This is a genomic window from Nocardia fusca NBRC 14340 (assembly GCF_001618425.1).
GTDB classification, from domain to species: domain Bacteria; phylum Actinomycetota; class Actinomycetes; order Mycobacteriales; family Mycobacteriaceae; genus Nocardia; species Nocardia fusca.
This window is the reverse complement of sequence record NZ_BDCU01000027.1, coordinates 207,332-225,495: the sequence shown is the minus strand read 5'-3', so window position 1 is coordinate 225,495 and position 18,164 is coordinate 207,332. Positions and strand designations below refer to the sequence as shown.

The window sequence follows — 18,164 nt, the reverse complement described above, 5'->3', positions numbered from 1 at the left end:
GTACTCCTTCCGCTCAAACTTTGGAGAGGCAATCCTAACTTACTGTCTCCCGCCGGTGGGGAGCGAGCAGTGCGTCGTGCTCGTCGAGCAGGCTGAAGTATTTGCGCACCATGAGTGCGGCGGTGGCGGCCAGGCCTGCGGTCAGCCCCCACCAGACGCCGGCCGCGCCCAATCCGGCCGGGTAGGCCAGCAGCAGCGCTGTCGGGAGTCCGACGATCCAGTAGCCGACCACCGACAGCCGGAAACCCGCGTTGGTGGCCTGCAGGCCGCGCAGCAGCCCGGTGCCGATGTTCTGGGCCGCGTCGAAGAACTGCAGCACGATACCGATGAGCAGCAGCGACCGGGCCAGTTCCACGGTCGCGGAGTCGGTGGGATCGAGGAACGGGCGCAGCACCAGGTCGGGGACGAACACATAGGCCAGGCCGGTGACCAGCGTGACCACTCCGGCGAACCGGAGTGCCAGCCGGGCCAGGCCCCGGGCGTCCGCGGTCTCGTTCCTGGCGACACTATGGCTGACCAGGACCGACGCGCCGTGCGAGATGCCGATGGCGATCTGGAACACGATGTAGATCACCTGGTACACGACATTGTGGGCGGCCAGCGCCGCGGGGCCGAGCGCCCCCATGACCAGCGCGAGTACCGAGAACATCCCGGCTTCCGACCCATAGGTGAGGGCGATGGGTGTGCCCAGCCGCAGTTCGCCGCGCACGGTCGTCATCCGCACCGGCCACGGCCGGATCGGCAGGGTGGCGCCGAGTTCGGGATCGCGGCGCACCATCGTCCAGAACACGGCGAACATGAGCAGAAAGACCAGTGAGGTCGCCACCCCGACACCGGTCAGCCCGAGAGCGGGCAATCCGGCCCAGCCGTGGATCAGCGCCAGGGCCAGCACGAGATTGACCGCGATGGAACCGAGAGTCACCGCCAGCAGCGCCTGTGGCCGCTGCATGCCCACCGAGTACTGGCGCAGCACCTGGAACCACAGGCAGGGCAGCAGGCCGGGGGCCAGGGCGACCATCAACGGCCGGGCCTCGGCCAGCACTCCGGCGTCCTGGCCGAGCCACTGTAGCGACCACCCCAGCCCGATGAGTACCGCGCCGCCGAGCAGACCTGCGACGGTGGCGATCAGGAAACTCGACCGCACCACCTCACGGACCTCGGGGCCGGGATCGTCACCGCGTTTACCGGCGGCGCCCACCGCGGCCGCGATCTGGTTGCCGCTGCCGGTGATCAACCCGACGCACATGGTGCGGATCTGATTGAACAGCACCAGGGCCAGCCCGCCCGCCGCGACCGCGCGCACACCCAGGCTGCCCATCAGGGCGATATTGGTGGTGGATACGGCGACCTGCGCCAGCTGGGTGAGCGCGATGGGAGCGGCCAGGGCGGCCAGACCGGCCGGGGCGGCCAGTCGGCTGTCGGGACGAATTCGCGAGAGGGGTGTGCTGATCACCGGGCCCGCACCATAGTGTCCGGTTCCTCCGTATGTTCGTGTTCGCCCGGTCGGCCGACTCGGACGGCGTGGGTATTCCCGGCCGCGGCATCGTTCAAAACGGCCGCCCCCACCGGATGATTGCCCCGGTTCGCGGGGGCATAGCGCGTCAGCATGGCGTGGACTTCGCGTTCGGTCTCGGTATCGAGCAATTCGCGGGCGGCCATCCAGTCGTCGTCGAAGACGGTGTCGAGATACTTCTCGCCGCCGTCGCAGACGATGGTGACCACGGTGGACCCGGCCGGGAACTCCTCGAGCCGGGTCAGCGCGGCATGGACCGAACCGCCCGCCGAACCGCCGAGCATCAGGCCCAGCCGCCGCGATACCGCGCGGCAGGTGGCGAACGCGGCCCGGTCGGTCACCTTCACGCCCTCGTCGAGCAGGTCATAGTCCACGGCCGTACCGATGGTGGCACCAGGCGGGGTGCCGGTGCCCGACTGCCAGTACGGCCCGCCCGGTCCGCCGAAAGCGATCGAGCCGACCGGTTCCACGCCGATCACCCGCGGCGCACATCCCAGCTGCCGCAGCCGCGTCGCGGTACCGAACAGGGAACCTCCGGTACCGACCGCGGACAGCAGGATATCGACCCGGTCCACCTCGGCCAGTAGTTCCTCGGCCACCGCGTAGTAGCCCACGGCATTGGCGTCGTTGTTGTGCTGTTCGGTGAAGAACGCGTCGGGCTGCGCGGCCGCCAGCGCGGCCGCGTGATCCTCACGCGCCGAGGTCGCCAGGTTGTCGTCGCCGTCGTCGGCGACGAAAATCAGCTCCGCGCCCATTGCCCGCATCGCCCGCAATTTGTCCTTACTCGCGTGATGGTCGACTACCGCAGTGAAACGATAGCCGCGTTCGGCGGCGACCACCGCGAGACCGAGCCCGGTATTTCCGGATGTGGATTCGATGATATGTCCGCCCTCGCGCAGCAGACCCCGACGCTCCGCGTCGAGAACCATTTCCCGCGCCATCCGGATCTTGGCGGCGCCGGTCGGATTGAACTGTTCCAGCTTGAGGAGTAATCGAGTGCCGGACCCGGTGGCGGCCAATTCGAAGAGCGGGGTGCGGCCGATCAGGTCCGTGACACGGGTGACGAGGGACATGGCGGATCTCCTGGGCGTCGATAACGGGCAATGCGAAGAGACCGGGGGCCGACGGTCTCAGTGACGGGATTGATCGAGAGCCCAGCGATACCGGCCGCCCGGCGCTTCGGAGAGCACCACCTTCGGCGGGAGGGGCAATTCGTGAAAGGGCGATTCGTTGGAATCCATCTGATAACCGGCGGTATTCGGGTAGATCAGCAGATCGCCGGCCTCGGCCGCGCGGGGCAGCGGGATCCGGCGCCAGCTCAGCATGTCCGATTCGAGACAGGTGGCGGCGCCGACGACCGTGGCGGTCGGGGTCCCGGGGCGGTCCGGCCAGAGCACCGGGTCCGGAAGGTATTCGCTGTCGAACCATTGTTCGGAAAGGCTCAGGCTCGTACCGTCCACGGTCAGGATCCGGTAGGGCTGCCCGTGTTCGTGGCGGGTCTTGCCGCCCTGTACCCGGAAAACCGTGCTGCCCGCCCGGTCCAGCAGGGCCCGGCCCGGTTCGACCGCCAGGGTCGTCTCCATGCGCCGCAGGCGGCCGGCGAGATCGTCGCGTCCGAGAATCGCGGTGAGCATGGCGGGGCCGGGTTCGGGAAAGGAATACGGATAGTACGACTCGAATGCTTTTCCGGAATGGAACCAGCGGCGGGTCACCTGTTCCCGGAACTCCGCCCAGTCGGCGGCGGGAACGTAATCGACACCGAACCCGCCACCGATGGAAACGGTGGTGGCCGGATGGCCCAGTGCCCGTGCGGCGCGACACCGGTCGAGCAATTGCCCGGCCATTTCGGCGCGGGGGATCGGGTCGTAACCGGAGAGATGGAAACTGAACCCCTGCAGGGAGATCGACGGATAGTCGGCCGATTCGGAAACGGCGTGATCGAGTTCCTCGGCCGACATACCGAACCGGCTGGCCGAGGCCGGGGGCAACGCACGCAGCAGTATCCGGACCGGGATATCCAGGGCGGCCAGGCGTTTCAGCTCGCCGATACTGTCCACGGCGATCAGGCATCCGTGCCGGGCGGCCAGCCAGTGCAGATCGTCGGTTTTCTCGGGGCCGGTGACCAGCAGATCCGCGCCACGGATGCCCTGTCCGAGTGCGGCGGTGAGTTCGCCGGTACTGGATACATCGATACCGGCCCCGGCGGTGGCGCAGGCCCGTGCCACACAGGCCGCCTTGTTGGCCTTCTTGCCGTAGTACACCGCGCCGGTGACCCCGGACTCGGTGAAAACCCGCTGGAAACCTCGGATATTGTCGACCACGCGGGCGGGATACATCAGATGGAACGGGCCCCCGACCGCGAAAGCGATATCGCCCAGGAGCTGCGGATCGGCGAGGATCCGCTGCTCCCACCGATCGCGGTGGGCGGGGACCGGTGCCGCCACGGTTCCCGCGTACCGGCCCGATGATCCCGATCCGGCACCGGTGGGGGCATCGGCTCCGGTCAATCCCATAGCGAGACCTCCGTGCCGCGGCCCTCGGCGATGGCCCGTTCGGCCAGGGCGTGGGCCACCGCGATATCGGTGAGCACCAGACCGCTGTTGTAGACGAAGATCTTCTGGTCCCTCCGCTGCCGGGCGACGGCCCGCCGGCTCAGTATCTGCGGCAGCTCCGCGTCCACCCGGCGCAGCTCGCCGTTGTCATCGGCCATATCGGTGCCGGTCAGCGCCATCTGTTCGGCACTGGTGGCGATCACCCGGTCGGCGTCGTGCAGCGTGGAGGGGGCCAGTCCGTAACCCACCAGCACCACCACCGCACCCGGTTTGAGGTGCTCGGATTCGATGGCCACCTCGGTGCCCGGTCCGGCGGTCGCCAGCACCACATCCGCGGTCCGCGCCGCGGCGTAGGGATCGTCGACGTTCTCCAGCAGTGCGTGCGGGGCGTATTCGGCGAGCTGCCGGTGCACCGCCTCGATGCCCTCGGGGTGGGTGCCGTACAGCATCAGTTTGCGCAACTGCGGGTTGGCGGCCAGCAGATGCGGCAGCGCGTTGCGGCCCTGGGTGCCGGTGCCGACGAGCAGCGCAGTGTCGGCGTCACGGTGCACCGTCTCGCGCACCAGCAGCGCCGATACCGCCGGGGTCCGCAGCGCGCCCACCCGCGCGCAGTCCATCATGGCGATGGGCGCGCCCGTGGTGTCGTCGTACAGCGTGATCGTGGTGTAGTAGCGCTTGGTGGTGCGATCGTGCCCGGGATCGAACTTGTAGGACGTTTTCATGGCGACCACCCGGCGCCGCCCGTCGCGGCCCAGCATCGCGTAGGCGACCGACCAGCCGTCCGGATTGGCCACGCTGAGCTTGCGTGGATTATCGGAATCCCCCGCCGCCAGTGCGATATACGCCTCTTCCACCGCGCGGACAACCTCGGCCGGGGCCACCGGCACATCGGCGAGATCGCCGCGGCTCAGGACGCGCAGGGGGGTCGGCCGGTCACGTGTGCTCAACGGATCCTCGATCATCTACTGCACCGTTCCGCTCTGCCCGCGCCCGTTGCGCCGGTAACGGCGGGAAGGGCGCGATGATTCGCTGACCGTATCCATTCTCCCCGGATTCGGCTGCGCGGCGGGGGCGTTCGGGTAGCCGGATGTTCACTCGTTTGAGCCAGCGGTCGGTGCCGTCGTAGCGCGCCGTGAACGGAACCCGGCCGTGAACTGCGACATCGTTATCGACCAGGAGCAGCTCACCGGGTTCGAGACAGGCCAGTACGCATACTCGTTCGAGTTCGTTTTCCAGCCGCTGGTAAGCCGCACGGTAGTGCGGTCCGGCGTCGGCGAGCGGGGTGTAGGCGGGGTCGAATCGCATCGTCAGGGCCTCGGGCCTGCCTTCGTCTCCGGGCTCGCACCAGAGTGTGGGCACCGGTACGGCGGTTTCGCGGTCGAAACCGGAGCCGTAGGAGACGTCCGGCAGGATCGGCAGAGTGGGGGTGCGCAGCGCGTCCTGTTCCGCGGCGGTGAGGTCGACCCTGCGCACCGACGAGACGGTGGTGCCGACGCGGTCCGGATTGCGCAGGCAGCCCAGCAGCAGCAGATTCGCGCGCAGCGGGTGGAAGGCGTCCTCGGTGTGCGGGCTGAGCAGGATGGTGCTGCTGGCCCCGGACTGCTCGAACTCGTGCCCGGCCGCCGGCACGATGTTGTTGACCAGCCGGCCGTCCTGCTGACCGGCCCAGCCGAACGGTTCCCCGGCCGCCGCGGCCAGTAACAGCATGGCGATATCCAGCTCGAACGAGCAGCCGGGACGCCCGGGTTCGGTGGTCCACGCGGTCGCGCTCTGCCAATCCGGTGGGGTGGGCCCGATTTCGTTGTCGCGCAGGGGCAGCCGGTGCAGCACACACGCGCCGGCCGTGGTGGCGGGCGGGCGCATCGCGGTGCGGACTTCCGCGGGGAGTTCGCCGGCGCGTGCGGTGATCAGGTCGATCAGGGCGGGGTCGGCGAGAGTGCGCGCGGCAGCGCCCGGCGCGGGATCCAGTGTGAAAACGATCTCAGCGGCCAGTTCACGCACCGCCTGTCCGGCGGTCTCGGGTAACTCACGGTGCTCGATATCTTCGATGTTAGGAGGGAGAAGCGTCTTACGTTCGGAGAGAACGCTTTTCACCAAGATTTCCCTTCTCGGAAGCGGTGTTCGGAGTACCGGTGGTGGCGAGTCGATGCGAAGTTAGTGCGTTCGCGCACCCGTGGCAAGGGTAGCCTTACTAAAGCGTGTGATAGCTTTTGCGTATTGCGCGCTCGAAGTGCAGGTGGTCGGGTGTGCGGGCGCCGATCGCCGGCGTCACGATGAGACGCAGAACACGGTAAGGCTAGCCTGCCCTTGCTGCAAAATCGGCGCGCCGCGCCGGGGAGCGAGAGTGACCGTGCCGCAACGAATTCGACCGGTCCACCGACCGGCCGACCGGGTTCAGAGGCTGTTGGCGAGCAGGGCGTACTGGGCCGCGGTCTTCTGCTCGATCTCGTTCTCGCTGTCGCTGGACACCACACCCACATACCGCTTGTACGGCACGAAGCAGCGGAACCGGTACTGATGCTGCGGATCGCCGGAGCTGTTGAGTCGCAGGCATTTCGCGCCCGGAATCGCGGCCGGGGCGGGATGGGCGTCGTAGGCCGCACCCGTCGATTCGACGAAACCGTCCACCAGGATCGGCGCACCCGCCGGATCGCGAACCCGGGCCACCGAACTGCCGTCGGCATAGGCGGTGGCCTCGAACCCGGACTCGTCGAGCAGCCGGGCGCGGGCGGGCTGATCGTCGGCCGAGTTGATCAGGTAGTTGCGGCCGTAGACAGCGAACTTGTCCGGATCGGGAACCTGACCTTTGCGGTCGGCGACCACCACGCGCGATAGCAGGTTCTCCGGATCCACCCGGAGATCGGCGATATCGGCGAGGGGGGTGGGACTGAACCGGTCGAGCTGGGCGAGCTGCGCGGTGAGGGTTTTGTCCACCCAGGACACCAGATCCTTACTGTCGGCTTTCGGCCGCTGCACGAACAGCGAGATCACGAACTCGTCGTGGGCCAGGAAGGCGCCGATATTGGCGATACCGGGCCGCCAGTGCACCAGCGCGTCGGGATACTTCTCCGACTTCAGCCGCCGGTTGTCCGGAGAGACCCCGATATCTGCGTTCTCCAGTTCCTCGGCCGCCTTGGCCGCCGCCGAGGTATCGGGAAAGCGCAGGGCCACCACCGTGATCGCGGTGGCGTCGGCCTCCGGTCGGGTCTGGCCCTCCGGATCGTCGCGATCGGCCCCGCTGGCCGCGTATCCGACCACCATCCGGCGATTCTTCAGCACCGGTTCGGACACGTTGGCCAGGAAATCGATCGCGGTCGCGGTATCGGGCAGCACCTTCGAACCGCGGCCGTATTTCAGGGAGGGATCGACCTGGCTGCTGGTGACTACCGCCTCCGACATACGGATACCCTCGAGCATGGGCCCGTTGTCGCCCGTGTCGGCGGGATAGCTGAACTTGTCGACCGGGAAGTCGCCGACCGCCAGGGTGCGCACGTCGATCTCTCCCGGGACCGGCGTCCCCGCCAGGGAACCGCATCCGGACAGTGCGGCCGCCACCAGAGCGACGACGGCGGTGACGGTGCTGGCACGCGATATCCGAACCATGGGCTGGCCCCTCGTTCCGATCGAAACTGCGGTGTCGAAGTTACCCGACGTCCAGCGGTCTCGGGGAGGGGCGTCGCACGCCGTGCCATACGCTGGACCGGTGGCAGGCCAACCGCAGCGCGACTCCGACGGAGGCTGATCCTCGTGTGGGATCAGCAGGTCGAAGTGGTCGCCGGAGCGCATGCGGCGGCCCGGGTCGCGGGTGCGGTGGTGCTGGTGGCCCATCGCGGTGTGGGCCGGCCCACCGAGCACGCCCCGGCGGTGCGGGCCCTGATCGAACTGGCCGAACTGGTACACGAGGCCGCCGTACGCCGGCCCGACGGCCCGGGTGCGCTGATCGCCCGGGAGGCGACCAGATGGCTCATGGCCCAGGCGGACCGGACCAGCCCGGGGACCGCCGTCGATTTCGGCATCCTCTCCGCCGCGGGCCCGGACCGGGTGGCGATATTCCTGCACGGTGCCGTCACCGCCGTCCTCGACGGTGCGGACAGCGAGTACTTCCACGGCCGCGACGCGGTCTTCACCGTCGACCGGGCGACGGCGATACCGGACCGCGCGGTCGCGCTGTTCGTCGACGACACCGCCGGCGACCCGGACGAGGATTTCCGGCCCGTACTGCCGGCCACCCGCGGTATCGGGCGGCTGGTGGAGGGCATTGCCGAGGCCGGCGGGGTGATCGCCTGGACGCCGCCCGGTGACCCGGGCGCGACGACCGGTTCCCGGGTGCGGGCGACCGGAGGCCGGACGACACCCGAGCCGGCCGCGGACACCGCGGTGACCGGCGGCGCGGGGCGGCCCGCGCCCGACGACGGACCGCACGCGGCACCGGTGGATCCGGACGCCGTTGCCACCGCCGTATCGACGCCACTGCTGGACACGGTCGAACTGTCTGAGCGGGGGAGTGGGTTCCGCGGTGCTCCCGGGGATCCGGAACCCACCGGCGGGCCGCGGGCCGCGGTCCCGGACACCGATCCGCACCGGGCACAGACCGAGATCAGCGTGCGGCAGCCGCCGCGCGGCGGTCCGGTGGCCGGCCCCGGACCCGACGAGACGGCGGACTCCCGGAAACCGGAGCCGGATGCGCTACGCCGGACACCCGCGCATCCCACCCCGCGTCAGCACCGGCCCCACGCATCACCCGACGCGCTGCCCGGTCCACCCGAGCGCGGGACACCCCCGCTCGACCCGGAACTGCGGCGCCGGACCGAGGCTACCGCGAAGGGCACCGCGCTCACCGTGAAGGTCATGGGGTTCAAATGCGCGCGCGCTCACCCCACCGATCCCCGGGCGGCCTTCTGCAGCGTCTGCGGTATGCCCGTGGACCAGACCCAGCCGCTGATCGAAGTGGTGCGTCCGCCGCTGGGCATCCTGATCCTCGACGACGGCGCGACCTATCTACTGGAGAGTGACTCCGTGCTGGGTCGCGATCCGGAGCATTCCGAACCCGCGCGCCGCGGGCTCACCCCGCTACCGGTGGTCGACAATTCCGGCGGGATGTCCCGCGCTCACGCGGAACTCCTGCTGGTGAACTGGGATGTGACGCTGGTCGACCGGGGCTCCACCAACGGCACCCGCACCCGGGCCACGGGCTTCCGGGACTGGGTCCGTATTCCGCCGCATCAGCCCGTGGTGCTGGTGCCGGGCACCGAGATCCTGATCGGTCACCGGATGCTGCGGTACGAATCCGCCGCGCCGCCCCCCTTCGGTCTGTGACGCAGGGTTCGTCGCCGCGTTATTCGTACCTGGCGCTGCAGGTGTCCTCGCCGCCGAGCACTCCGGCACGGAAGGCATCCACCCGGGAGAACCCGCTCGGCACCGTTTTACCCTCGACGTCGCTGGCGGCCAGGCCGTCGGTCAGCAGGCCCGAGACCGCCTCGTCCAGATCACCGGCGGCCAGCGTGATATCGCCCTCGGCCCGCCCGGATTCCGCCAGCTTCCCGGTGGCCACCCCGGATAGACAGGCCGCCCGCAACCCCGTTTTCGCTCCCACCAGGTCCTGGTCCCGGCTCTGCTGCACCGACAGGGTATAGCGGGAGATGAACACCACGTAGCCGTTGTAGTCGCCGGTGACCTTCACCGGTAGCGGGACTTCCGAATCGTCGGTGGCGGCCCCGCGCTCGGCGAGTCCGCCGATATTGGTGGCGATCGTATTACTGGCCGGGCAGTAGGTGACGGGCTCGGTGGAAACGCCGTCGCTGCATTCGATTTCGGCCCCGTCGTAGCGGTAGGTCGGCTCTTCGGGAATCGGCAGGATCACCGACAGGGCCTTGCTCAGTTCGACCAGGCTCCGTTCGGTGATCTCGAACTCCCCGGAGGTGCCCTCGAAACTCTGGGGCAGATCCCCCCGGCGCTGGTCGATCTCGTCCATATCGATCCCCTTGCACCCCTTGGCGCCGTCGGTGAAACCGATCTGCACCGCCGAAACCCGTTCGAAGGCCGAGCCGTGCACGCTCTCGGGATCGTCGGGGTCCGAATCGCGGATCGCCACCGTGGCGGCGAGCACCGAGTTCAGGCCGTCGGAGGTGTTGATGGTGAAGTAGTCCGACTTCCCCTCGGCCACCCAGCGCATGTACGCCCCGGCGAAACAGTCGGCCTGCTGTTCCTTGACGATCACCGGATCGTCGCGATCGACGATGTTCGCGTTGTTCTGGATGGCGTGCCCGTACTCGTGGGCGATCACCATCACCACCGACATCTTCCCGAACGTCTCGGTCATGGTGGGCAGCAGCAGTGCCCGGTCCCAGCCGATGGAGTTGTCCAGCCGGCAGTAGGCGGCATTCACCATTCGATAGGTCGATTCGGTGCAGAACTCCACCGATTCGCGCCGCGAATCCCGGGCACTCCAGGAGATCAATTTGTCGACCGGTTCGAACTCTCCCTCGAACTCGGCGCCGTAGTGCTGCTCCCAGTACGCCTGTACATCGGTGACCGCGTTCAGCGCGAGGGTATCGATCTCGCCGCCGTCGCCGTGCTCGGCGACGAGATCGGAGACCGGCGGGTTCTCCCGGGGACCGCTGGGACCGCTGGTGGTCGGCAGGCCGGCGACCTGGAAGGGATTGTCGTAGATCGATACCGCCCGGCCGTCCACGGGCCGGGTACACCCGGTGACCAGCAACAGTGCGCACAGTGCCGAGACGACGACAGCGGCGGTCGTGAGTTTCGGCATGGATCTCCCCCATTTCGGCCGGTGCGGGTGCTGCTCGTTGCCTCCGGAGCGGGGAGTTCACCCCCGCTCGGGGGCACCTCCGATGCCCGGGTAATGGAATAGTATCCGCTGCATGTCTGCACCGGGGGTGCGCACCATCACGGTGCGCCATGATGGAACCGAACGAGTCTTCGATTCGAATCAGCAGATCACTTTGGGCCGTGCGCCCGAGGTGACGCTGTTCGTCGACAGTCCGCTGGTATCACGTGTCCACGCGATATTGGCCTGGCAGTCGGGAGCCTGGGTACTCACCGACAATGGGAGTACCAACGGGGTGTTCGTCGATGCTCGCCGGGTCGGTGGGCCCGTCCCGATCGACCGGCCCACCCAGGTCCGGCTCGGTGACGCCATCAGCGGCCCACTGCTCTGGCTCGTTCCCTCCGGAGTCCCCCAGCAGCAACAGCAGCCGGCGCGGCCGCCGTCGCAGGCGCGTCCCGCCCCGCCGCAGCAGCGTCCGGCACCGTCGCCGCCGCGGCCGCAGTCCGGTCCACAGCCGCAGGTCGGACTGCACGGCCAGCGCGGTCCGGCCACCGGCCAGCCGTTGCCCGCGCAGCGTCCCGCACCGCAGCAGTGGCCGCCGCCCGGTGGACAGCCGCCCCGGCCGCCGCAGGTCGCCACCGCGGCCCAGCCGCCTCTCGTTCCGCCGCAGCCCGCCAATGTGAACATGACCGCCAAGGCGAGCGTGGCAGCCGTCCCACCCGTCCGTCACCGCAATACCGAGGGGCCGATCGCCCGCGCCGACCGGATCCCGCCGGGGGGTCTGGCGATCGGGCGGACCTCGGACAACCAGATCGTCGTCAACGATCCACTGGCCTCGCGTAAACACGCGCGCCTGATCGCCGGGGCCGAAGGTCTCGCCATCGAGGACCTCGGCTCGGCCAACGGAACATTCGTCAACGGTGTCCGTCAGCAGCACACGGTGCTGCGCGAACGCGACATCATCACCATCGGCAACATCGACTTCGAGGTCCAGCAGGGCACGCTGGTGCACCGGCAGCGCCCGGTCGCCGAACAGGGCCTGGCCGTGCACGGGGTCGGATTCACCGTCGAGGGCAACAAACAACTGCTCGTCGATGTGAATATGCAGGCCGCGCGCGGCACGCTGACCGCGCTGATCGGGCCCTCCGGGGCGGGTAAGTCGACGCTGTCGCGGTTGATCGCGGGTAGCACGCAACCCTCCGGCGGGGCCGTGACCTTCGAGGGCCGTGATCTGCACGCGGAATACGAGGCACTGCGCTCCCGTATCGGCATGGTGCCCCAGGACGATGTGCTGCACCGGCAGCTCACCGTCCGGCAGGCCCTGGGTTTCGCCGCGGAACTGCGACTGCCGCCCGACTCCTCCAAGGCCGACCGTCGTGAGGTGATCGACGGTGTGCTGCGCGAACTCTCGCTCACCGAACACGCCGACACCCGGGTCGATCGGCTCTCCGGTGGTCAGCGCAAACGGGCGTCGGTGGCATTGGAACTGCTCACCGGACCCTCCCTGCTGATCCTGGACGAACCGACCTCCGGCCTGGACCCGGCACTGGACCGCCAGGTCATGATGATGCTGCGCGAACTGGCCGATGCCGGTCGCGTGGTGATCGTGGTCACCCACTCCGTGGCCTGCCTGGACATGTGCGATCAGGTGGTCCTGCTGGCGCCCGGCGGTAAAACCGCCTACGCCGGCAACCCGGCCGGTGTCGAAGCGGCGCTGGGAACCAGCGATTGGGCCAAGATCTTCGCCGATGTGGCGGCCAATCCGGATGCCGCGTTCGCGCACTACCGATCCCGCCAGGCGGCGCTGCCGCCCCCGCCACCGCCCGCGGCACGGCAGGGCGGTGGCGGTTCGCCCCCGCAGTCCGGTGCCTGGAAACAGTTCTCCACGCTGGCGCGGCGGCAGTTGCGGCTGATCTTGGCCGACCGCGGCTACCTCGCCTTTTTGGTGCTGTTGCCGTTTGTGCTCGGCGGATTGTCGCTGGTGGTGCCGGGCCAGTACGGGTTCTCGCCGCCGCCGCTCACCCAGACCGACGACGGCAACTTCGTCCGCGTCGGCAGTTCCGAACCGCAGCAGTTGCTGGTGGTGCTGATTCTCGGCGCCTGCTTCATGGGATCCACACTCACCGTGCGCGATCTGGTCGGGGAGCGGACCATCTTCCTGCGCGAACGCGCGGTCGGATTGCGGTCGGGGGCCTACCTGACCGCGAAGATCGTGGTCTTCAGTGTGGCCGCGCTGCTGCAGTCGGGCGTGATGATCGGTTTCGTGCTGCTGGGCAAGAAGCGGCCGGAGGAGGGTTCGGTGCTGGCCGTCGGTGGCGCCGAACTCTATATAGATATCGCTCTCACGGCGGTCGCGTGTGTGGTGTTCGGACTGCTGCTGTCGAGTCTGGCCAAATCGAGCGAACAGGTGATGCCGCTGCTGGTGGTGGCGATCATGGGCCTGCTGGTGATGGCCGGTGGCCTCATCCCGGTAACCGACCGGGTGGTACTGGAACAGATCTCGTGGCTGTTCCCCTCACGCTGGGGCTACGCCGCGGCGGCGTCGACGGTGGATATTCGCTCACTGTTCGTCCAATCGCAACAGGACGCCTTCTGGGAACATACGCGTAGCGCATGGTTCCTGGATATCGGCCTGGTGGTGGCCATCACAGTGGTGCTCGCGCTGCTCACCTGGACCCGGCTGCGGCTGAAGAAGTCCGCGAGATGAGACGGGTGAGCGGGCCGATCCGCCGCCCCCGCCGCTGGTGGGTGGGGGCGCCGAGCGCATCGACCACACACCAGGCACACTGATGCCTGTGATGGTGCGAGTTGGGGCGGTACATCTCGGGTGGGATGTGGTGTCCGTGGCCGCGGGCGGATCCGGCGTGCCCATCCGCCCCGTACAGGTCGAGGGAAGCTACAACCCCCCCGCCTATCTGCTGGCCGACGCCTCCGGCCGGCTCTACACCGCCGGCGCGGACCGGCAGCGGCCCGATCTGGGGATGGCGATCCCCGATGTCCGCGATATCCTCGGGCATCCGCAGATCGTCATAGCCGGGGCGACCTGGCCCGCCGAGCTGGTGTTCCGGGCCCGTCTCTACAACCCGCTGGCCGCGGTGGGGACCTATCTGCGGGGTAAACCCGATGTGGTCGCGCTGCCGTATCCCGACGACTGGCCGGACGCGAAGATCGACGCCTACGCCCAGCTGGTCGAGCAACTCGACGTCGAGGTCGAGCCGATCCCGGAATCGATCGCGCTGTCGGGCTATGTCCGCGCGCTCGGCCTGGTCCGGCCGCCGGATCCCGCCCTGCCCGAGGGGGTGGGGGCCACTGCGGTCCATTTCGACGGGCAGGTGGTGGACGGCCGGGCGAATGTGCTGGTGGTCGCGGTACACGGGGACGAGGAGCGGCCCACCGAATCGGTGTACGTGCCGATCGACCCCGAATCGACCCGCAATCCCCGCGCCGCCGACGACACCGTGATCGAAGTGATGGCCGCGGCCCGTTCCATCGGCGCCGACAATTCGACAGTCCTGCTCGCCGGGCAGGTGGTGTTCAACGAGACCCTGCGGTTCGCCTTCCGTAACCATCTGGGGCAGCGCCTGAAGAAGGCCGAACATCCCATGCACGCGCTCGTCCTCGGTGCTACACACCTGTTGATCAGCGAGAACGAGGACGACGAGGAGCCGGCGCCCTACCCGCAGCCCGGGCCGAATACGGCGCCGCCGCCGGAGTCCGCCGCGAACTACGCGGTTCCCGGTCGGCTGCCGCCCGGAGCCGTCCCGAACGGGCCCGTTCCGGGACAGAACCCGCCACCCGGTGCGTACCAACCCGCACCGGGACCGCACCCGCCGGGGCCGAACCTGCCCGCGCCCGGCGGGCCGGTACCGGGCCCGATGACGGGCGGCCCGGCGGCACCGCCGCCGGGGTGGCCCGGCCCCGCGCCGTACGGCGCGCCCGCGCAGCCGGACCAGGACGCCACGGTGAAGGTCGACCGCGGGGAGCTGCCACCACCGATCTCGGGGCCGGCCAGCCGGTTCACCCGGCCGCCGGATCCGGAAACCGGCGCGCAATCCGCGGTACCCCCGGAGCCCGCCCGGCCCGGCCCCCCCGGTGATCCGCGGCCTGGTCCGGAGCCGGAGGGCGACCGGGGCAAGGGCAAGCTCTGGAACAAGATGAAGGACAACCTGTTCGGCGCCCACGCCGTCATCGGTGTGGCCGCGCTCGCCGCCACAGCCTGGGGCCCGCACGAGACGGGCACCGCGCAGGCCCATGCCGGGACCGAGCCGGTGATCAACGCCCCGGCGGCACCCGGCGCCGTGGTGTCGACCGCGACGGCCGGATGTGTGCCGATGCCGCGGGTCACCGTCGAACCGCGCGGCCGGTCCGCCACCGGCGCCGAGGACGCGGAGGGTTCCGGCGGTCACCCGCTCTACGCCCGCGTTCCCACGGCCCCCGCGCCCGGGGATTCCGCGCGCCAGGCGGCACCGGATCCTGGAGCGGCGGAGGAACGGGATCCGGCCGAATGCGCGGAACCGGGTATCGACACCCTGCGCTATCTGGTGCCCGGTCTGCCGGGGATCGCCGACCCGGGCCCGCCGATCGATATCTGAGCAGCTTCCGGGCGGTTTCCGGGTGACGGCACCCGGCTGGTATCGTGACCGGCTGGTGTGTGGAACGCCGAGGCCCGGGTCTCAACCGGCCGCCGGGAACCCCTCGACCACACACTGGGCCGGCAGCATCGACGACAGACAGGGAAGCACTGTGCCTACGTACAGCCCGAAGGCGGGTGACGTGACCCGGCAGTGGTACGTCATCGACGCCACTGACGTAGTGCTCGGCCGTCTTGCCGTGCAGGCAGCGAATCTGCTGCGCGGTAAGCACAAGCCGACCTACGCACCGCATATCGATGGTGGCGATTTCGTCATCATCATCAACGCCGACAAGGTCGCCATCAGCGGCAACAAGCGGCAGAACAAGCTCATCCACCACCACTCCGGGCACCCCGGCGGCCTGAAGTCCCGCACTGTCGGTCAGGTGCTGGATACGCGCCCCGACCGCCTGGTGGAGAAGGCCGTCAAGGGCATGATCCCCAAGAACAAACTCGGCAACGCGATCGCCGGCAAGCTGAAGGTGTACGCGGGCCCGACCCATCCGCACGCCGCTCAGCAGCCCGTTCCGTTCGAGATCAAGCAGGTGGCCCAGTGACCGCTCCCGAGGAATACACCGAATACGACGAAGCGGTCGTCGAAGACGCCGCCGCCGAGGTCCTGGACGAGGGCGAGGTCTACGACGACGACGCCGAGTTCGTCGAGTACGCGGCCCCGCTGGACCGTCCGGTGCAGACCGTCGGCCGCCGTAAAGAGGCCGTGGTCCGCGTGCGCCTGGTGCCGGGTACCGGCAACTTCGTGCTCAACGGCCGCTCGATCGAGGACTACTTCCCGAACAAGGTCCACCAGCAGCTGGTGAAGTCGCCGCTGGTCACCGTCGAGCGCGTCGAATCCTTCGATGTGTACGCCCGCCTGCACGGCGGCGGCCCCTCGGGTCAGGCCGGCGCGCTGCGCCTGGCCATCGCCCGGGCGCTGACCGTGGTCAACGCGGACGACCGTCCCGCGCTCAAGCGTGCCGGGTTCCTCACCCGTGACCCGCGTGCCACCGAGCGCAAGAAGTACGGCCTCAAGAAGGCCCGTAAAGCGCCGCAGTACTCGAAGCGCTGATATCACCGATGCCGGCTGTCCACCCGCCGCGTGCGGGTGGGCGAGCCGGTGTCGGTTCCGAGAGCAGGCGACCGGCCGGAGTCCGGTCGCCTGCTCTCGTGCTATATCTACCGCGGTGTTCGTCGGCCGGCCGTTCCGAGGGCAGTTTCGGCAGGGGTCGTCGCGCGCTGTGGACTCACCGACGAGGGGCAAGGTATGGGACATCTGTTCGGCACCGACGGCGTGCGCGGGCTCGCCAACGATTCGTTGAGCCCGGAGTTGGCGTTACGGGTTGCCGGGGCGGCTGCGCAGGTACTGGGTGTTGACCTGCACACGGGTCACCGCAGGGTCGCGGTGGTCGGGCGGGATCCACGCGCCAGCGGGGAGATGCTGGAGGCCGCGGTGACCGCGGGCCTGACCGCCGCGGGAATGGATGTGTTACCGGTGGGTGTGCTGCCGACCCCGGCCGTCGCCTACCTGACCGCGCTGTACGACGCGAGCCTGGGCGTGATGATCTCCGCCTCGCACAATCCCATGCCGGACAATGGAATCAAGATCTTCGCGGCGGGCGGGCACAAGCTCGAGGACGCCGTCGAGGAACGTATCGAGGCCCGGGTGGCCTCCGGTGAGACGGACCGTCCCACGGGCGCGGCCATCGGCCGGGTACTCGGCGCCGCCGGGGCGCGGCAACCCGGTACGGAGCTGCCCGGCCAGTTCGGTGTGGGCGGGACCCACGAGCGCTATATCGAGCATCTGGTGGAGGCCACCGGTCAGGACCTGAGCGGACTGACCGTCGTAGTGGACTGTGCGCACGGCGCCGCCTCGGAGGTCGGTCCGGCGGCCTACCGGGAGGCCGGTGCCCGGGTCATCGCGATCAACGCGGACCCGGACGGGCTCAATATCAATGACGGCTGCGGGTCGACCCATATCGAACAGGTGCAGCACGCGGTCCGGGAACACGGAGCCGATCTGGGCCTGGCCCACGACGGCGACGCCGATCGCTGCCTGGCGGTGGACGCCGCGGGCGAGGTGGTGGACGGTGACGCCATCATGGCGATCCTGGCCATCGGTATGCGTGACGCCGGAACGCTGGCCGGGAACACTCTCGTCGCCACCGTGATGAGCAATCTGGGGTTGCATCTGGCGATGCGCGCGGCCGGAATCGCTGTGCGCACCACCGGTGTCGGTGACCGTTACGTTCTCGAGGAACTCCGCGGCGGCGGTTACACCCTCGGTGGGGAACAGTCCGGCCATGTGGTCTTCCCGCGCTACGGCACCACCGGTGACGGCATCCTCACCGGCCTGCAGTTGATGGCGCGGATGTCGCGCACCGGCGCGCCCCTGGCCGAGCTGGCGAGTGTGATCCAGAAGGTCCCGCAGGTACTGGTGAACGTCCCGGTCACGGACAAGGTCGCGGTCACCGCCGACCCCGGGGTTCTCGAGGCCGTCCGGGCCGCCGAAGTGCAGCTCGGGGATACCGGGCGAATCCTGCTGCGTCCCAGTGGAACCGAACAGCTGGTCCGGGTGATGGTGGAAGCCGAGGATCACGAACGGGCCGAGCAGCTCGCCGAGGATCTCGCGAAACTGGTCGCGGTGGTCTGAACCGGTCGCGGCTTGGTCCCCATAGCTACCGGCAG

General features: G+C 69.1%; 13 protein-coding genes. 6 read left to right on the top strand and 7 right to left on the bottom strand.

The window, feature by feature from the left end; translation table 11 throughout:
* Positions 1 to 34: 34 nt before the first annotated feature.
* From NF4_RS16655 to NF4_RS16630, 6 genes are all read right to left on the bottom strand, one after another.
* On the bottom strand, positions 35 to 1,453 hold the full coding sequence (locus tag NF4_RS16655; protein WP_063128232.1) for an MATE family efflux transporter: 1,419 nt from the start codon (positions 1,451 to 1,453) through the stop codon (positions 35 to 37).
* Positions 1,450 to 2,586, bottom strand: a complete 1,137-nt coding sequence (locus tag NF4_RS16650) for a PLP-dependent cysteine synthase family protein (RefSeq protein ID WP_084533171.1) — start codon at positions 2,584 to 2,586, stop codon at positions 1,450 to 1,452. The genes NF4_RS16655 and NF4_RS16650 overlap by 4 nt, the downstream gene beginning before the upstream one ends.
* 57 nt (positions 2,587 to 2,643) lie before the next feature.
* Positions 2,644 to 4,026, bottom strand: a complete 1,383-nt coding sequence (locus tag NF4_RS16645) for an alanine racemase (protein WP_063128231.1) — start codon at positions 4,024 to 4,026, stop codon at positions 2,644 to 2,646.
* Complete coding sequence (locus NF4_RS16640) at positions 4,017 to 5,027, bottom strand: ornithine cyclodeaminase (protein ID WP_063128230.1); 1,011 nt, start codon at positions 5,025 to 5,027, stop codon at positions 4,017 to 4,019. The genes NF4_RS16645 and NF4_RS16640 overlap by 10 nt, the downstream gene beginning before the upstream one ends.
* Positions 4,999 to 6,159, bottom strand: coding sequence for a TauD/TfdA family dioxygenase (locus NF4_RS16635; protein ID WP_063128229.1), 1,161 nt, complete (start codon positions 6,157 to 6,159; stop codon positions 4,999 to 5,001). The genes NF4_RS16640 and NF4_RS16635 overlap by 29 nt, the downstream gene beginning before the upstream one ends.
* A gap of 300 nt (positions 6,160 to 6,459) precedes the next feature.
* Positions 6,460 to 7,668, bottom strand: coding sequence for a DUF7373 family lipoprotein (locus NF4_RS16630; protein ID WP_063128228.1), 1,209 nt, complete (start codon positions 7,666 to 7,668; stop codon positions 6,460 to 6,462).
* A gap of 144 nt (positions 7,669 to 7,812) precedes the next feature.
* On the opposite strand from NF4_RS16630, the gene NF4_RS16625 reads away from it, so the two are divergent.
* The gene (locus NF4_RS16625; RefSeq protein WP_063128227.1) at positions 7,813 to 9,381 is read left to right on the top strand and encodes an FHA domain-containing protein; all 1,569 of its coding nucleotides are present in this window, start codon (positions 7,813 to 7,815) and stop codon (positions 9,379 to 9,381) included.
* 19 nt (positions 9,382 to 9,400) lie between these two features.
* On the opposite strand, the gene NF4_RS16620 is transcribed toward NF4_RS16625, so the two are convergent.
* Positions 9,401 to 10,834 (bottom strand): neutral zinc metallopeptidase, encoded by a 1,434-nt coding sequence (locus tag NF4_RS16620; protein WP_063128226.1) that lies wholly within the window; start codon positions 10,832 to 10,834, stop codon positions 9,401 to 9,403.
* A gap of 112 nt (positions 10,835 to 10,946) precedes the next feature.
* Here NF4_RS16620 and NF4_RS16615 point away from each other — a divergent pair, with 112 nt between their 5' ends.
* The 5 genes from NF4_RS16615 to glmM all read left to right on the top strand — a co-directional run bounded on the left by NF4_RS16615 (position 10,947) and on the right by glmM (position 18,129).
* Positions 10,947 to 13,559: an ATP-binding cassette domain-containing protein gene (locus NF4_RS16615; RefSeq protein WP_063128225.1), complete on the top strand. Its 2,613-nt coding sequence runs from the start codon at positions 10,947 to 10,949 to the stop codon at positions 13,557 to 13,559.
* Positions 13,560 to 13,650: 91 nt separating this feature from the next.
* Positions 13,651 to 15,444 carry a hypothetical protein gene (locus NF4_RS39300; protein WP_232330518.1) on the top strand — a complete coding sequence of 598 codons (1,794 nt, stop codon included), beginning with the start codon at positions 13,651 to 13,653 and terminating at the stop codon, positions 15,442 to 15,444.
* A 151-nt stretch (positions 15,445 to 15,595) separates the two neighbouring features.
* The gene (gene rplM / locus NF4_RS16605) at positions 15,596 to 16,039 is read left to right on the top strand and encodes a 50S ribosomal protein L13 (RefSeq protein WP_030522249.1); all 444 of its coding nucleotides are present in this window, start codon (positions 15,596 to 15,598) and stop codon (positions 16,037 to 16,039) included.
* Positions 16,036 to 16,548 carry a 30S ribosomal protein S9 gene (gene rpsI, locus NF4_RS16600; protein WP_157120363.1) on the top strand — a complete coding sequence of 171 codons (513 nt, stop codon included), beginning with the start codon at positions 16,036 to 16,038 and terminating at the stop codon, positions 16,546 to 16,548. Before rplM ends, rpsI begins: the two co-directional genes overlap by 4 nt.
* Before the next feature lie 195 nt (positions 16,549 to 16,743).
* Positions 16,744 to 18,129, top strand: coding sequence for a phosphoglucosamine mutase (gene glmM / locus NF4_RS16595; RefSeq protein WP_063128223.1), 1,386 nt, complete (start codon positions 16,744 to 16,746; stop codon positions 18,127 to 18,129).
* Positions 18,130 to 18,164: the final 35 nt, after the last annotated feature.